Raw genomic sequence first — 14,956 nt, forward strand, 5'->3', positions numbered from 1 at the left:
GGTACTGCAGGGGGGACCCTGTGGGAGAGTAGGACGCCGCCGAACAATTTTTGGGAAAACCCCCGCATCTTCGGATGCGGGGGTTTTCTGCGTTTTAGAGCCCCCTTTCGGGGGCTCGCTGTTCGTTAGAGGCGTCCGGCTGCCTTCAAGGCCAGATACGCGTCCGCCAGTGCCGGCGCCAGGTCGTCCGGTGTGGCGTCGACAACCGTGACGTCGTGGCGGCGGAGTTGCTCTGCGGTGCGGTGTCGTTCCCACTGGGCCTGGGCGGCTGCGGCTGCCTCGTAGACGGCGTCCACATTTCCACGGGCCTTGGCCATGTCACTGATGTGTGGATCCGCTACCGAGGCCAGCAGAACCGTATGGCGCTGGGTGAGCTGCGAGAGGACCGGAAGCAGGCCCTCCTCGATGGGGGCCGCGTCCAAGGTCGTGAGAAGGACGATCAGGGAGCGGCGAGGGGACGTGCGCAGGGCGGTCGCCGTCAGGCCCCGGGCATCCGTTTCGACGAGCTCCGGCTCGAGTGTGGCCATCGCGTTGACCAGAGCCGGAAGGACATCACCTGCGGTGCGGCCCTGGACGAGGGCGCGGACCTTCCGGTCGTAGGCGAGGAGATCCACGCGGTCGCCCGCGCGGGAGGCGAGGGCCGCTAGGAGGAGGGCCGCGTCCATCGAGGCGTCGAGGCGGGGTGCGTCGCCCACGCGGCCGGCCGAGGTGCGGCCGGTGTCCAGAACCAGCAGGATGTGGCGGTCACGCTCGGGGCGCCAGGTCCGTACGGCCACCGTGGTCTGGCGGGCTGTGGCGCGCCAGTCGATGGAACGGGTGTCGTCGCCCGGGACGTACTCGCGCAGACTGTCGAACTCCGTGCCCTCACCGCGGGTGAGGACGCTGGTGCGGCCATCCAGTTCGCGCAGGCGGGCCAGCTTCGAGGGCAGGTGCTTGCGGCTGGTGAACGGAGGCAGGACGCGTACCGTCCAAGGGGTCTTGTGGGTGCCCTGGCGGGAAAAGAGGCCGAGGGGGCCGTAGGAGCGGATGGTGACCCGGTCGGCTTGGCGGTCGCCTCGGCGGGTGGGGCTGAGGCGGGTGGTCACGCGGCGGCGTTCACCCGGGGGGACCGTGAGGCGGTGGCGGGAGGCCGCTGTCTCCGTACCGGGCTGCCAGCTGCTGGGGGGCCAGGCGTCGCGGAGCCGGGCGCGGAGGGGGCGACGGGACGGGTTGGTGACGGTGAGGGTCACGTCCGCCGTGTCGCCGAGGCGTACGGAGGTGTCGCCGGAGCGGCTGAGGCCCAGCCGACGTACGGGGGCGGCCAGCGCGAAGTCGCAGGCGCACGCAACGGCCAGCGGGGCGTTGACCGCCAGGATGCCCGTCCAGCTGGGCTCCCAGATGCCGACGGGGAGGGAGCCCAGGGCCGCGAGGAGGGCGGCGCGTCCGGTGAGTGCCATCAGCGGGGGACGGGGACGTGGGCGAGGATCGCGTTGATGACGGAGTCGGCCGTCACGCCTTCCATCTCGGCCTCCGGGCGCAGTTGTACGCGGTGCCGGAGGGTGGGGAGGGCGAGTGCCTTCACGTCGTCGGGGATGACGTAGTCGCGTCCGGTCAGCCAGGCCCAGGCGCGGGCGGTGGCCAGGAGGGCCGTGGCGCCGCGGGGGGAGACGCCGAGGGTGAGGGACGGCGACTCGCGGGTGGCGCGGCAGATGTCGACGACGTAGGCGGTGATCTCCGGGGAGACGGTCGTCTTGGCGACCGCGGCCCGGGCCGCCTCCAGGTCGGCGGGGCCCGCCACGGGGCGTACGCCGGCGGCGTGCAGGTCGCGTGGGTTGAAGCCCTCGGCGTGGCGGGTGAGGACGTCGATCTCGTCCTGGCGGGAGGGGAGGGGGATGGTCAGTTTGAGGAGGAAGCGGTCCAGCTGGGCTTCCGGGAGGGGGTAGGTGCCCTCGTATTCGACCGGGTTCTGGGTCGCGGCGACCAGGAACGGGTCGGGGAGGGGGCGGGGGGTGCCGTCGACGGTGACCTGGCGTTCCTCCATGGCTTCCAGGAGGGACGACTGGGTCTTGGGGGGCGTGCGGTTGATCTCGTCGGCGAGGAGGAGGTTGGTGAAGACGGGGCCGGGCTGGAAGGAGAACTCGGCGCTGCGGGTGTCGTAGACCAGGGAGCCGGTGATGTCGCTGGGCATCAGGTCGGGGGTGAACTGGACGCGCTTGGTGTCGAGTTCGAGGGCGGAGGCGAGGGCGCGGACCAGGAGGGTCTTGGCGACGCCGGGGACGCCTTCGAGGAGGACGTGGCCGCGGCAGAGCAGGGCGACGACGAGGCCGGTGACGGCGGGGTCCTGGCCGACCACGGCCTTGGCGATCTCGGCGCGCAGGGCCTCCAGGGCGTCGCGGGCGGTGCCCGGGTCCCCGGTGTTCCCGGCGTTGTCAGTGGTCGGGTCCATCATGGACGGCGTACCTCTCTTTCGAGGGCGTCGAGTCGGTCGGCGAGTGCGATGAGTGCTGCGTCGTCGCTGGGCGGTGGTCCGAAGAGGAGGGCGTGCAGGTCCTGGCCGTCGCCGTGGAGGTGGGCGGACAGGGCGGGGAGCAGGGCCTCGGGCGTGTGCGCCTGGGTGACGGGGACGCCGGTGAGGGGGGCGAGGCGGGTGCGGGTCGTGGAGCGAAGAGCGGTGGCCGCGCGGCCGCGGGCGTCGGTCTTGCGGTAGAGGCGGGCGCGGCCTTCGGCGGTTTCCGAGGCACGGATCGCGACGGGGAGTTTCTCGGGCACGAGGGGGCCGAGTCGGCGTGCCCGCCAGAGGGCGGCCAGGGCTGCGGCGATGAAGAGCTGCAGGGTGCCCCAGAGCCAGCCCGAGGGGAGCAGGTCGAAGAAGCTGCGTTCGTCGTCGGGGTTGGTGGCCGACGCGTCGGAGAGCGAGGGGAGGTACCAGACCAGATGGGGGCGGGAGCCGAGGAGTTGCAAGGCGAGCGAGGCGTTGCCGTGCTTGTCGAGGCGGTCGTTGAGGAGGATGTCGGGCGCGCCGAGGGCGATGGTGTCGCCGTCCCCGCGCTGGTCCGGGAGGCGCAGCAGGGTGGCGAGACGTTCGCTGGGGTAGCAGGCGTCGGCGCCGAGGTGGGTGGTGGAGTAGCGGACGCCGCCGGTGTCGGCGGTGCCGGCGCGCCGGGCGGCGGGCAGGGCGCAGTCGGGGGCGATGGTCGAGTCGAGGCTGGTGGCGGGGTCGGCGGTGACGCCGGGGGCGAGCCGTTCGATGGAGGCGCTGCCGGAGGCGACGAGGACCGTGCGGCCGTGGGACGGGGCGACGGCCTTGTGCAGCCTGGTCTGTTGACTGGGGGTCAGCAGGTCGGGGACGGCGACCAGAAGGGTGGTGTCCGGGCCGACCGCGGCGGCTGCTTCGTCGAGGGTGGTGACCACGCGGGTGTCCACGCCCCGGTCGGCGAGGAGTTCGGCGACGGCTCGGCTGCCGTAGGGGTCGGCGGAGCGCGGGTCGAGTTCGCCGTGGCGGGCGTCGGAGCGGATGACGGCGGTGGCGATCGCTCCTGCGAGGAGCACCACGAGGGCGAGGGCGATGCCGCGGGTTCGGGTCCACACCTGGCGGGCGGTAGGCGAGGCCGAGGTGGACGGGAGGATGGCCTCGGTGGTCATTGGGCGGCTTCCTGGCGGGTGTGGGGGGCCGTGGTGGCGCTGCTCGTCGCGAGCTGGGGTTTGGTGCGTTCCAGGTCGCGGTCGAGTTCGGCGATGCGGTGGTACGACTGCTCGGTCGCCGAGCGGCCGCCGTATGTGACGTCGTCGAAGTCGCGGGCGGCGGTGCGCAGTCGGTCGGTGTGGGCGGGCAGGACCCGGCCGGCTTCGGCTGCTGCCTCGTCGGCGGTGCGGCCGGGGCGGACGTCGAGGAGGGCGCGTTCCTCGAGGGCGCGGACGAGGGCCCGCATGCGTTCCTGGACGGCCTGGCTCCAGTGGCCCTGGGCGGCGTGTGCCTCGGCGGCGGCGCGGTGGTCGGCGGCGCTGCGGGGGCGGTCGTCGAACAGGGCCGCGGACGAGGTGGGTTGGCGGCGCGGGGTGCCCAGGCGCCACCACAGGGCGGCCAGGAGCGCGACGACGGCCAGGACGATGACGAGCAGGCCGAGCGTGCCGCCGGGGGTGGCGTCCGAGGTGGCGGTGAGGACTTTGCCGAGCCAGTCCCAGAAGGCGTCGAGGGCGCGCTGGAAGAGGCTGGGGTCGTTCTCGTGGTACATCCGCTTGGAAAGCTCGCGTCGGGCCGCCTCGCGCGCGGGGTCGCGCGGAATGGTGAGGGGCGGCTCGTCCGCGGAGCGGGCCGGTGACAGCAGCGAGGTGTCGCCCGCGCGCAGCAGCGTCCGTATGCCGGCGCGTGGCAGCGCCGTGGTGAGAAGTTCCCCCGCCCGGCTCACCGCATCAGCTCCCCGGGGTGGTGCCGGGGGCGGTGGAGCCGTAGCCCTGGACGCCGGCGGCGCGGGCCAGTTCGAGGTCGAGGGCCTCGCGGCGGATGCGCTGGTCGATGTAGAGGAGCACGGTGACGCCCGCCGTGATCGGGAAGGTGATCATGGAGCCGATCACCGAACCGATGCCGCTGACGATGAGGAACGTCCAGCCCAGGCTGCCGGCACCGGTGTTGAGCCAGCCGGTGAGGCCGTCGCCGCTGAAGGCTGCGGCGAGGAGGGTGAAGGGGATGACGATGAGCGAGGCGACGACGTTCGCGATGAGCGTGGCGAGCAGCTGGATGCCGAAGATCCGCCACCAGGTGCCCTGGACGAGCTTCGCGGAGCGGCTCATGGCCTTCTTGATGCCCTGCTTCTCCAGCATGAGGGCGGGAGAGGCGAGGGAGAAGCGGATCATCAGCCAGAGGGCGACGATGCCGGCGCCGATGACGCCCAGGACGGTGAGGGCGACACCTGCTCCGCCGTTCACGGCGACGCCGACGAGGATGCCGGGCAGGGTGCCCACGGTGACGATGCCGGCGGTGATGAGCAGCAACAGGCAGATGAGGCCGAAGAGTTTGAGGACCTGGGGGCGGGCGTCCCGCCAAGCCTCGCCGATGGTCACCGACTTGCCGAGGACGGCGCGGCTGGTGACGGTGGTGAGCAGGGCGGTCGCGATGACGGTGCCGACCAGGGAGATCACGAAGACGACGGTGGAGTTGAGCATGGCGTCGCCCATGGCGCGGCTCAGTTCGCTGAGGCTTGCGCTGGGGTCGTTGAGGGCGTCGGTGCTGGTGTCGTCCAGGACCAGGCCCTGGAACAGGACGACGATGACCTCGGTGAGGACGGCGACGGTGAGCGAGATGCCCAGGACCGTGCGCCAGTAGGTGCGCATGGTGGAGACCGCGCCGTCGAGGATCTCGCCCACGCCGAGCGGGCGGAGCGGGATGACGCCGGGCTTGGCGGCGGGCGGGGGGCCGCCCCAGCCGTTTCCCCAGCCGCGGTGGGCTCCAGGGGGGCCGTATTGGCCGTGGCCTGCGGGGCCGTACCCGCCGGGGGGCTGGTTGCCCCAGCCCGGGCCGGGAGGCGGGGGCGGGGGAGCCTGGCCGGGGGCGGTCGGGCCGCTGGGGGCGGACCACTGGGCCGGTGGGGGCTGTTCCTTGGACCATTGCGGGCCTGGGCTGTGCGGGGCCTGGGCCGGCTGGTCCGCGGGCTGTGCGGCGCCGGGGTGGTCGGTGGGCTCGGCAGGGCCGGACTGGTCCGGCTTCTGGCCGTCGGACGGGGCGGATCCGGGCGAGGCCCAGCCCGGAGTGTCGTTCATCGTCGCTCCTTCACGGTGCCCGTCCGCGGTCGCGGTGGCAGGTTGGCAGCCATCGTGCCATGGGGTGGTCTTCGGGTGACCGGCCGCGGTATGGGCTGCGTACCTTCAATTGTCCGCTCGACAGGGGGCAGACTGACGGCATGGCTGATCAGTACGCGCACAGCGGCGATGACAAGCGGCCGACCGAGATCCCGGCGATCCGTTGGGAAGAGCCACCGGAGGGTCCCGTTCTGGTCCTGCTGGACCAGACGAGGCTGCCGGCCGAGGAGGTCGAACTGGTCTGTACGGATGCGCCCGCGCTGGTGGAGGCGATCCGCTCGCTGGCGGTGCGCGGGGCGCCGCTGCTGGGCATCGCGGGCGCGTACGGTGTCGCGCTCGCCGCCGTGCGGGGCTTCGACGTGGGTGAGGCGGCGGCCGCGCTGGCGGGTGCCCGGCCGACCGCGGTGAACCTGGCGGTGGGGGTGCGCCGGGCGCAGTCGGCGCACGAGGCGGCGCTCGCAAAGGGCGGTGACGTCCGGGAGGCGGCCGCGGCGGCGCTGGCCGCGGCGCGGCAGCTGCACCGGGAGGACGCCGAGGCCAGTGGCCGGATGGCCGAGCACGGGCTGGCGCTGCTGGCCGAGTTGCTGCCCGGCGGCGGGCACCGGGTTCTCACCCACTGCAACACCGGTTCGCTGGTGTCGGGCGGGGAGGGTACGGCGTTCGCGGTGGCGCTCGCGGCGCACCGGGCGGGGCAGTTGCGGCGGCTGTGGGTGGACGAGACGCGGCCGCTGCTGCAGGGCGCTCGCCTGACGGCGTACGAGGCGGCCCGCAGCGGGATGGCGTACACGCTGCTCACCGACAACGCGGCGGGGTCGCTGTTCGCTGCCGGGGAGGTGGACGCGGTGCTGATCGGGGCGGACCGCATCACGGCGGACGGTTCGGTGGCGAACAAGGTCGGGAGCTATCCGCTGGCGGTGCTGGCGCGATACCACCATGTGCCGTTCATCGTGGTGGCGCCGGTGACGACGGTGGACCTGGACACGGCGGACGGGGCGTCCGTCGAGGTGGAGCAGCGTCCCGGGCACGAGGTGACCGAGGTGACGGCGCCGCAGGTGCCGGTGGTCGGCGCGGAGGCGGGCGGTGGGATTCCGGTGGCGCCGCTGGGGACGCAGGCGTACAACCCGGCGTTCGACGTGACTCCGGCCGAGCTGGTGACGGCGATCGTCACGGAGGAGGGTGTCGTTTCGCCGGTGACGGCTGAGGCACTCGCGCAGGTGTGTGCGCGGTCGCGCCGGGTGGCGGCGGGCTGAGTCCGGCGTTGCGCAGGGTGCGCGGGGTGGGGGCGGGCTCCGGCGTCCTCGCCTCTCGGCCCTGCCCCGGAGATCATCTCCGGGCGGGCGAGGGCAGACAGTAGCGCTTGCTGCGACTATGGTCACTGGCCGGTGACCTACCTCACCACTGCCTTCGCCACCGTTATGAGAATGGGATGATGTCGTTTATGAAGGGACGAGTCCTTGTCGTCGACGACGACACCGCACTGGCCGAGATGCTCGGCATTGTGCTGCGTGGTGAGGGTTTCGAGCCGTCGTTCGTGGCCGACGGTGACAAGGCGCTGGCCGCGTTCCGCGAGGCCAAGCCCGATCTGGTGCTGCTCGACCTGATGCTGCCCGGCCGGGACGGCATCGAGGTGTGCCGTCTGATCAGGGCGGAGTCGGGTGTGCCGATCGTGATGCTGACGGCGAAGAGCGACACCGTCGACGTGGTCGTGGGCCTGGAATCGGGCGCTGATGACTACATCGTGAAGCCGTTCAAGCCCAAGGAGCTGGTGGCCCGGATCCGGGCGCGGCTCAGGAGGTCGGAGGAGCCCGCTCCGGAGCAGCTCGCCATCGGTGACCTGGTCATCGATGTGGCGGGGCACTCCGTGAAGCGGGACGGGCAGTCGATCGCGCTGACGCCGCTGGAGTTCGACCTGCTGGTCGCGCTCGCACGCAAGCCGTGGCAGGTGTTCACACGTGAGGTGCTGCTCGAGCAGGTCTGGGGCTACCGGCACGCGGCGGACACGCGGCTGGTCAACGTCCATGTGCAGCGGCTGCGCTCCAAGGTCGAGAAGGACCCGGAGAAGCCGGAGATCGTGGTGACCGTCCGTGGCGTCGGGTACAAGGCAGGGCCGAGCTGACATGTCCGGCGACAGTGCCGCTTCGGCGCCCGGCCGGTCCGGGGTCCGCCCGGAGCGGCCTGTCGGGCGGAAGAGGTCCGGCTCCCGCTGGGGGCGGTTCCTGGAGAGCGGGCTGCTGCTCCAGGGCGGAATGCAGGGCAGCCCGGTCATCCGCCTGTTCATGCGGTGGGTGCGCCGGCCGCTGCTGCCCGTCATGCGGCTGTGGCGGCGCAACATCCAGCTCAAGGTCGTCGTCACGACATTGCTGATGTCGCTGGGCGTGGTGCTGCTGCTGGGCTTCGTCGTCATAGGGCAGGTGCGCAACGGTCTGCTGGACGCCAAGGTGAAGGCGTCCCAGAGCCAGGCGACGGGCGGGTTCGCGGTGGCCAAGCAGCGGGCGGACGAGGCGGCGAGCGGCACGGGTGACGACGTCGCCACGGCGGACGGTCGGCCCGCGCAGAACGTCATCCAGTGGATGAGTGACCTCGTCTCGTCCTTGTCCAGCGGTGGTCAGGGCGCCTTCGACGTGGTCACGCTCCCGGCCTCCGACGCGGACGGCACCGGCGGGCGTGGGCCGCGGGCCTCGGGCGAGGTGAACTGGAGCAAGAGCGTGCCGGCCGATCTGCGTGAGCGGATCGGCGGCAACACGACGGCCGCGCAGAGCTACACGCGGATCGTCTACAACAACGAGACCCAGGACTCCCAGCCGGGCCTCGTCATCGGCAAGCAGGTCAACGACCCCAACGGCGACCCCTACCAGCTGTACTACCTCTTCCCGCTGACCCAGGAGGAGAAGTCGCTGAGCCTGGTCAAGGGCACGCTGGCGACGGCCGGGCTGTTCGTGGTCGTCCTGCTCGGGGCCATCGCGTGGCTCGTCGTGCGGCAGGTCGTCACGCCGGTGCGGATGGCGGCCGGGATCGCCGAGCGGCTGTCGGCCGGACGGCTCCAGGAACGTATGAAGGTCACCGGCGAGGACGACATCGCTCGGCTCGGTGAGGCCTTCAACAAGATGGCGCAGAACCTCCAGCTGAAGATCAGCCAGCTGGAGGACCTGTCGCGGATGCAGCGCAGGTTCGTGTCGGACGTGTCGCACGAGCTGCGTACGCCGCTGACGACCGTACGGATGGCCGCGGACGTCATCCACGAGGCGCGGGAGGACTTCGACCCGGTCACCGCGCGGTCGGCGGAGCTGCTCGCCGACCAGCTGGACCGGTTCGAGTCGCTGCTCGCGGACCTGCTGGAGATCAGCCGGTTCGATGCGGGCGCCGCGGCGCTGGAGGCGGAGCCGATAGACCTCAGGGACGTCGTACGACGGGTGGTCAGCGGGGCCGAGCCGCTCGCGGAGCGCAAGGGCACCCGCATCCGGATCCGCGGTGACCAGCAGCCCGTCGTCGCCGAGGCCGATGCCCGGCGCGTGGAGCGGGTGCTGCGCAACCTCGTCGTCAACGCGGTCGAGCACGGCGACGGCAAGGACGTCGTCGTCAAGCTCGCCGCGGCGGGCGGTGCGGTCGCCGTGGCGGTACGGGACTACGGGGTCGGGCTCAAGCCGGGCGAGGCGACCCGGGTGTTCAGCCGCTTCTGGCGGGCCGACCCGGCACGCGCGCGTACCACGGGGGGCACGGGTCTGGGGCTGTCCATCGCGCTGGAGGACGCGCGGCTGCACGGCGGCTGGCTGCAGGCGTGGGGTGAGCCGGGCGGCGGCTCGCAGTTCCGGCTGACGCTGCCCAGGACCGCCGACGAGCCCTTGCGGGGTTCCCCGATACCGCTGGAGCCCAAGGACTCCCGGCGGAACCGGGGTCTCGACGATGCCGGGCTGCCGTGCGGCGGGGACGGCGAGAAGCGGGCGACCGTACCGGCGCAGCCGGTGAGCGGACCGGTGCCGCAGGGGTCGAAGCGGGACCCGATACCCCCGCGTGTCGCGCCGACGGCGGACCCGACGGCGTTGCCCGGTAATGGTTCGCGCGTGGTGCCCAGGCCCGCCTCGGGCACGCGACCGCAGGACGAAGCGGCGGAGAGCGAGCGGAGGCCGGGCGCCGGTGCGGGCTCGAGCGGCCTGGAGGCGACCGGGCGCGACCAAGGCGCCGGCGGCCGGACCGGGCGTGACGCGGGTGTCGGCGGCGGGACCGGAGGGAGCCCGGCGGCGAACGGGCCGCGGGACGAGGACAACGGCCGCGCGGCCCCTGGGGGCCGGGAAGCCGGGCCGGGGGACGTGGACAGGCAAGGGGAGGCATCTCGTGGGCGCTGACCGCGAGGGGCGCGGCCGGCTCAGGCCCGCGCGCGTGATGGCGTACGCCGCCGGTGGTGTCCTGGTGCTGGCGGGATGTGCCTCGATGCCGGACAGCGGGGATCTGCGGGGCGTGGAGTCCACCCCGCGCCAGGAGACGCAGGTGCGGGTGTTCGCCGTGCCGCCGGGGGAGGACGCGCCGCCCTCGGAGATCGTGCAGGGTTTCCTTGAGGCGCTCACCAGCGACGATCCGCACTACAAGACCGCTCGTCAGTACCTGACCGGCCAGGCCGCGAAGACGTGGCGGCCCGAGGTGTCCGCCACGGTGCTGACCGACGGGCCGGGCGCCAAGCCCGAGGCGGGGGGCGGCGGGGAGGCCACCGGTGAGATCTCGTACACGCTGACCGGCACCAAGGTCGCCACCGTCGACGCGCAGCAGGCGTACGCGCCGGCCACCGGGGCGTACGGCAGGAGCGTGCACCTGACGCAGGACGCCAAGCGGCAGTGGAGGATCGACGCGTTGCCGCAGGGCGTCGTCATGGGCGAGTCGGACTTCCAGCGCAACTACATGTCCGTCAGCAAGTACTACTTCGCTTCGAACACCTCCGCGACCGGGTCGAACGCGCAGCCCATGGCGGTCGCCGACCCCGTCTACGTGCGCCGGCGCGTGGAACCCATGACGCAGGTGGTGAGCTCCCTGCTCAAGGGGCCCACACGGTGGCTCGGGCCGGTGGTCCGGTCGAGCTTCCCGACCGGTGTGGCCCTGGCGAAGGACGCCGACGCCCTGACGCCGGACGACCGGAACAGGCTGACGGTCCCGCTCAACGACAGGGCCGCCGGCATCGGAGTGAACCGATGCCGGGAGATGGCCGCCCAGATCCTGTTCACGTTGCGCAATCTCAGCCCGGCCGTGGACGAGGTGGGGCTGCGGGCCGACGGGTCGGAACTGTGCACGCTCACGCAGGGCGAGGCCGACACGGCTGCGACCAGGAGCGCGGCACGGCACCCCGACTACCTGTACTTCGTGGACGGCGAGCACCGGCTCGTACGGATCCCCGCGGGCAACAGCGGCACCAAGCCGGACCCGGCGCCCGGAGCGCTCGGCGAGGGCGAGACGGCACTGCGGTCGGTGGCGGTCTCGCGTGACGAACACACGGCGGCCGGGGTCAGCCTCGACGGCAAGTCGCTGTACGTGGGATCGCTGGTCTCGGGCGGTTCGCTGGGCGAGCCGGTGCTGCGCAGCCAGGGCCGTGCCGAGAAGGACCGGCTGACGACCCCCAGCTGGGACGCGGACGACGGCTTGTGGGTGGCCGACCGCGACCCCGACCATCCCCGGCTGGTCCTTTTCCAGGAGGGCAAGGGCGACCCGGTGGAGGTGCGCATGCCGCACCTGGGCGGACGGATCCAGTCCGTGCGGGTGGCCGCCGACGGCGTGCGGATCGCGCTGGTCGTGGAGAAGGGCGGCAAGAAGACCCTGCTGGTGGGGCTGATCGAGCGGGACGAGAGGCCGGGCGCGAAGCCGGCCGTCAGTGTGGCCGAACTGCGCTCCGCGACGCCGGAGTTGGAGGAGGTCACCACCATGTCGTGGGCCGGGGACAGCCGGCTCGTGGTGGTCGGGCGCGAGCACGGCGGGGTGGAGCAGATGCGGTACGTCCAGGTCGACGGCTCCACGCCGGACGTGCCGGCCCCCGCGGCCCTGAGCGGGGTCAAGGAGGTCACCGCCGCCGAGGACGACCAGCTGCCGCTGGTGGCGTATTCGGTGGACGGCATCGTCCGCCTGCCGTCGGGCGAGCAGTGGCAGAAGGTGACGGAGGGGACGGCGCCGGTCTATCCGGGGTGAGACGGGCCCGGGGCGATTGTGATGGCTCGGGGCGTCACTCCTGTGGGGGACGCGCAGGCGGCAGGGCGGTTGGTTTTCCACAGGCAGTGATCCACAGGGGTGGCGGGGTCGGGCCCGTGGCGGCACAGTGGTGGCCATGCGGGGGTGGTGGCAGGACCTCACCGACCTGGTGCTGCCGGGCGAGTGCGGAGGCTGCGGGGTGCCTCGTACGGTGCTGTGCGCGCGGTGCCGTGCGGTGCTGAGCGGAGGAGCGGTGCACCGGGTGCGGCCGGTGCCGGAGCCGCCCGGGCTGCCATGGGTGTACACGGCTGCGCGGTACGCGGACGAGGCCCGGGCGACGTTGCTGGCGCACAAGGAGCGGGGTGCCCTGGCGCTCGCGGGGCCGCTCGGGGTGGCGCTCGCGGGAGCCGTGTACGCGGGGCTCCGGGGCGTCCGGGTGCCGGCCGGGGCCGGGGTGGCGTGGCCCCGGGGTGGCAGGGTTCCCGTGCTGCTGGTGCCCGTGCCGTCCGGGATGCGGGCCGTGCGGGCCCGGGGGCATGATCCGGCGCGGCGGATCGCGCTCGCGGCGGCGGGTGAGCTGCGGCGGAGGGGACTTCCGGCTCGGGTGGTCGGTGTGCTGCGGCAGCGACGGGCCGTGGCCGACCAGTCGGGACTCAACTCCCGTCAGCGACTGGCCAATCTCGCGGGCGCTCTGGCGGTGGCCCCCGGAGGGGCCCGGCTGCTCCGCGGCGGGCCGGTCGTCCTCGTCGACGACGTGATGACCACGGGGGCGTCCCTGGCGGAGGCCGCGCGCGCCGTGCGGGCGGCCTCGCATCGGCCTCGGACGCCGCCCGGGGCGACGGGGCCGATTTGGAACGATGCAGGAACTTCGGCCGTGTACGGGGGAGAGACCTGGGAAAGCAGAGGGGAACAGAACGTCGGATCAAGGCGAGAGAGGACGGGCCGGCGGCCCGCCCGGCAGATGAATGCGGGCGTGGTCGACGCCGACGGAGTCGTTGACGTGGCGTGCGCGGCGGTGGTCGCGGCCTCACCGGACTCTTTCGAAATAAACCGGAACTGATTGAGATCTTGTGTCGTTGCAGGTAGCGAGAAGGCCTTTTCACCTGAACGGAGGTACGCGGCAGTAGAGGGTGACGACATCCGGCCGGGCGAGATATGTTCGGTTGAGAGGGAAAGCCGCAGGCCACACCTCTTCAATCCGAATGCCGTACTGCGAGTTTTTCATCACTCGCGGCGGTGGAGTGGAGATCTCGCTCTCGGGGGAGGAGGTGGAAGTCACCGCGAGTCCGAGGTTCCGGGACTCACCGGAGCCTGGTGCAAAAGGGAGACGCTCCGCATCGAAGCGGAGCGATCCGGGAACGGAGTTCTGCGTGGACATCGTCGTCAAGGGCCGCAAGACCGAGGTGCCCGAGCGGTTCCGGAAGCACGTGGCCGAGAAGCTGAAGCTGGAGAAGATCCAGAAGCTCGATGGCAAGGTGATCAGCCTCGACGTCGAGGTGTCCAAGGAGCCCAACCCCCGGCAGGCCGACCGTTGTGACCGAGTGGAGATCACCCTCCGCTCCCGCGGCCCGGTGATCCGGGCCGAGGCAGCGGCGAGTGATCCGTACGCGGCGCTCGACCTGGCGGCGGAAAAGCTGGAAGCCCGGCTGCGCAGGCAGCACGACAAGCGGTACTCGCGCCGAGGCGCGCGCCGGATCCCGGCCGCCGAGGTCGCCGACCACGTCCCGGGCGTGGCGACGCTCAACGGGAACGGCCTGGTGCCGGCCTCCGAGGAGGAGCCCGCGGCCGTCCCCACGAAGAAGATCGGCTCGCTGGAAGTACAGGGTGACGGTCCCATCGTCGTCCGTGAGAAGACGCACGTCGCAGCCCCCATGACCCTCGACCAGGCTCTCTACGAGATGGAGCTGGTCGGGCACGACTTCTATCTGTTCGTCGACTCCGAGACCAAGGAACCGAGTGTCGTCTACCGACGGCACGCCTATGACTACGGCGTGATCCACCTCAGCACCGACACGATGGTCACACAGGCGCACTCTCCTGACGCGGGCGGTGCGCTCGGCGGCTGACCATGCCGGGTGACAGCGGAACAGGTGCCCCTGGAGCGCGTGTGCGCCCCCAGGGGCACCTCCGTGCGACCACTTCGCGCCCCGCTCCGGCACCCCGGTGCCGTCCAGGCATGAAATCATGGTGACCACGGCCCAACCGGTGGGTCGTTGCTCTGGGTTGGCGATGGCTCAGGACTCAAGGCCACAGCCTTCAGGGGGAGGAACGATGGCGGACAGCTTCGGACCGATGCGTGACGGGGATGCCGACGGCGGCGTCGTCGGCATGGGCCCGGACTCGGGGACTCCACGCAAGGAACCGATCAGAGTCCTCGTGGTGGACGACCACGCCTTGTTCCGCCGTGGCCTTGAGATCGTGCTCGCCGCCGAGGAGGACATCCAGGTCGTCGGGGAGGCGGGTGACGGCGCCGAGGCCGTGGAGAAGGCCGCGGACCTGCTGCCCGACATCGTCCTGATGGACGTGCGGATGCCCAAGCGGGGCGGGATCGAGGCGTGCACCTCCATCAAGGAGGTGGCACCCAGCGCGAAGATCATCATGCTGACGATCAGCGACGAGGAAGCCGATCTCTACGACGCCATCAAAGCGGGCGCGACCGGCTATCTCCTCAAGGAGATCTCCACCGACGAGGTCGCCACCGCCATTCGCGCGGTGGCCGACGGGCAGTCGCAGATCAGCCCGTCGATGGCGTCGAAACTCCTCACCGAGTTCAAGTCGATGATCCAGCGCACGGACGAACGGCGTCTGGTGCCCGCACCGCGTCTGACCGATCGTGAACTCGAAGTCCTCAAGCTCGTCGCCACGGGTATGAACAACCGGGACATCGCCAAGGAGTTGTTCATCTCCGAGAACACCGTGAAGAACCACGTCCGCAACATCCTGGAGAAGCTGCAGCTGCACTCCAGGATGGAAGCGGTGGTGTACGCGATGCGGGAGAAGATCCTCGAAATCCGCTAGGGGCGGC

At 71.9% G+C, this 14,956-nt stretch carries 12 protein-coding genes; 7 read left to right on the plus strand and 5 right to left on the minus strand.

The genetic code is table 11. The features are described 5' to 3' along the window. Positions 1 to 125 precede the first annotated feature (125 nt). The 5 genes from AB0B29_RS37040 to AB0B29_RS37060 are packed head-to-tail and all read right to left on the minus strand — an operon-like array spanning position 126 to position 5,733. A complete protein-coding gene (locus AB0B29_RS37040) occupies positions 126 to 1,436 on the minus strand; it encodes a DUF58 domain-containing protein (RefSeq protein WP_362247042.1) in 1,311 nt (436 codons plus the stop codon). Further along, the gene (locus AB0B29_RS37045; protein ID WP_362247044.1) at positions 1,436 to 2,425 is read right to left on the minus strand and encodes an AAA family ATPase; all 990 of its coding nucleotides are present in this window, start codon (positions 2,423 to 2,425) and stop codon (positions 1,436 to 1,438) included. The genes AB0B29_RS37040 and AB0B29_RS37045 overlap by 1 nt, the downstream gene beginning before the upstream one ends. Next, entirely contained in the window at positions 2,425 to 3,621 is a 1,197-nt protein-coding gene (locus AB0B29_RS37050; protein ID WP_362247046.1) for a DUF4350 domain-containing protein, read from the minus strand. Before AB0B29_RS37050 ends, AB0B29_RS37045 begins: the two co-directional genes overlap by 1 nt. Next, a complete protein-coding gene (locus AB0B29_RS37055; RefSeq protein ID WP_362247048.1) occupies positions 3,618 to 4,385 on the minus strand; it encodes a DUF4129 domain-containing protein in 768 nt (255 codons plus the stop codon). Before AB0B29_RS37055 ends, AB0B29_RS37050 begins: the two co-directional genes overlap by 4 nt. A gap of 4 nt (positions 4,386 to 4,389) precedes the next feature. Beyond that, positions 4,390 to 5,733 carry a glycerophosphoryl diester phosphodiesterase membrane domain-containing protein gene (locus AB0B29_RS37060; protein WP_362247050.1) on the minus strand — a complete coding sequence of 448 codons (1,344 nt, stop codon included), beginning with the start codon at positions 5,731 to 5,733 and terminating at the stop codon, positions 4,390 to 4,392. A gap of 140 nt (positions 5,734 to 5,873) precedes the next feature. Between AB0B29_RS37060 and mtnA the strand changes: the two genes are divergently transcribed. The 7 genes from mtnA (at position 5,874) to AB0B29_RS37095 (ending at position 14,949) form a co-directional block, all read left to right on the plus strand. Continuing rightward, entirely contained in the window at positions 5,874 to 7,022 is a 1,149-nt protein-coding gene (gene mtnA, locus AB0B29_RS37065) for an S-methyl-5-thioribose-1-phosphate isomerase (RefSeq protein ID WP_362247052.1), read from the plus strand. Positions 7,023 to 7,198: 176 nt separating this feature from the next. After that, complete coding sequence (mtrA, locus tag AB0B29_RS37070) at positions 7,199 to 7,888, plus strand: two-component system response regulator MtrA (RefSeq protein ID WP_009188938.1); 690 nt, start codon at positions 7,199 to 7,201, stop codon at positions 7,886 to 7,888. 1 nt (position 7,889) lies between these two features. Beyond that, positions 7,890 to 10,112 (plus strand): MtrAB system histidine kinase MtrB, encoded by a 2,223-nt coding sequence (mtrB, locus tag AB0B29_RS37075; protein WP_362247054.1) that lies wholly within the window; start codon positions 7,890 to 7,892, stop codon positions 10,110 to 10,112. Beyond that, positions 10,102 to 11,931, plus strand: coding sequence for an LpqB family beta-propeller domain-containing protein (locus tag AB0B29_RS37080; protein ID WP_362247056.1), 1,830 nt, complete (start codon positions 10,102 to 10,104; stop codon positions 11,929 to 11,931). The genes mtrB and AB0B29_RS37080 overlap by 11 nt, the downstream gene beginning before the upstream one ends. A gap of 136 nt (positions 11,932 to 12,067) precedes the next feature. Next, positions 12,068 to 12,991: a ComF family protein gene (locus AB0B29_RS37085; RefSeq protein ID WP_362247058.1), complete on the plus strand. Its 924-nt coding sequence runs from the start codon at positions 12,068 to 12,070 to the stop codon at positions 12,989 to 12,991. A 310-nt stretch (positions 12,992 to 13,301) separates the two neighbouring features. Then, positions 13,302 to 13,997 carry a ribosome hibernation-promoting factor, HPF/YfiA family gene (gene hpf / locus AB0B29_RS37090; protein ID WP_362247060.1) on the plus strand — a complete coding sequence of 232 codons (696 nt, stop codon included), beginning with the start codon at positions 13,302 to 13,304 and terminating at the stop codon, positions 13,995 to 13,997. 205 nt (positions 13,998 to 14,202) lie between these two features. Beyond that, on the plus strand, positions 14,203 to 14,949 hold the full coding sequence (locus AB0B29_RS37095) for a response regulator transcription factor (protein WP_362247062.1): 747 nt from the start codon (positions 14,203 to 14,205) through the stop codon (positions 14,947 to 14,949). The last annotated feature ends 7 nt before the right edge of the window (positions 14,950 to 14,956 follow it).

It is taken from the genome of Streptomyces tibetensis (genome assembly GCF_040647715.1).
GTDB classification, from domain to species: domain Bacteria; phylum Actinomycetota; class Actinomycetes; order Streptomycetales; family Streptomycetaceae; genus Streptomyces; species Streptomyces tibetensis_A.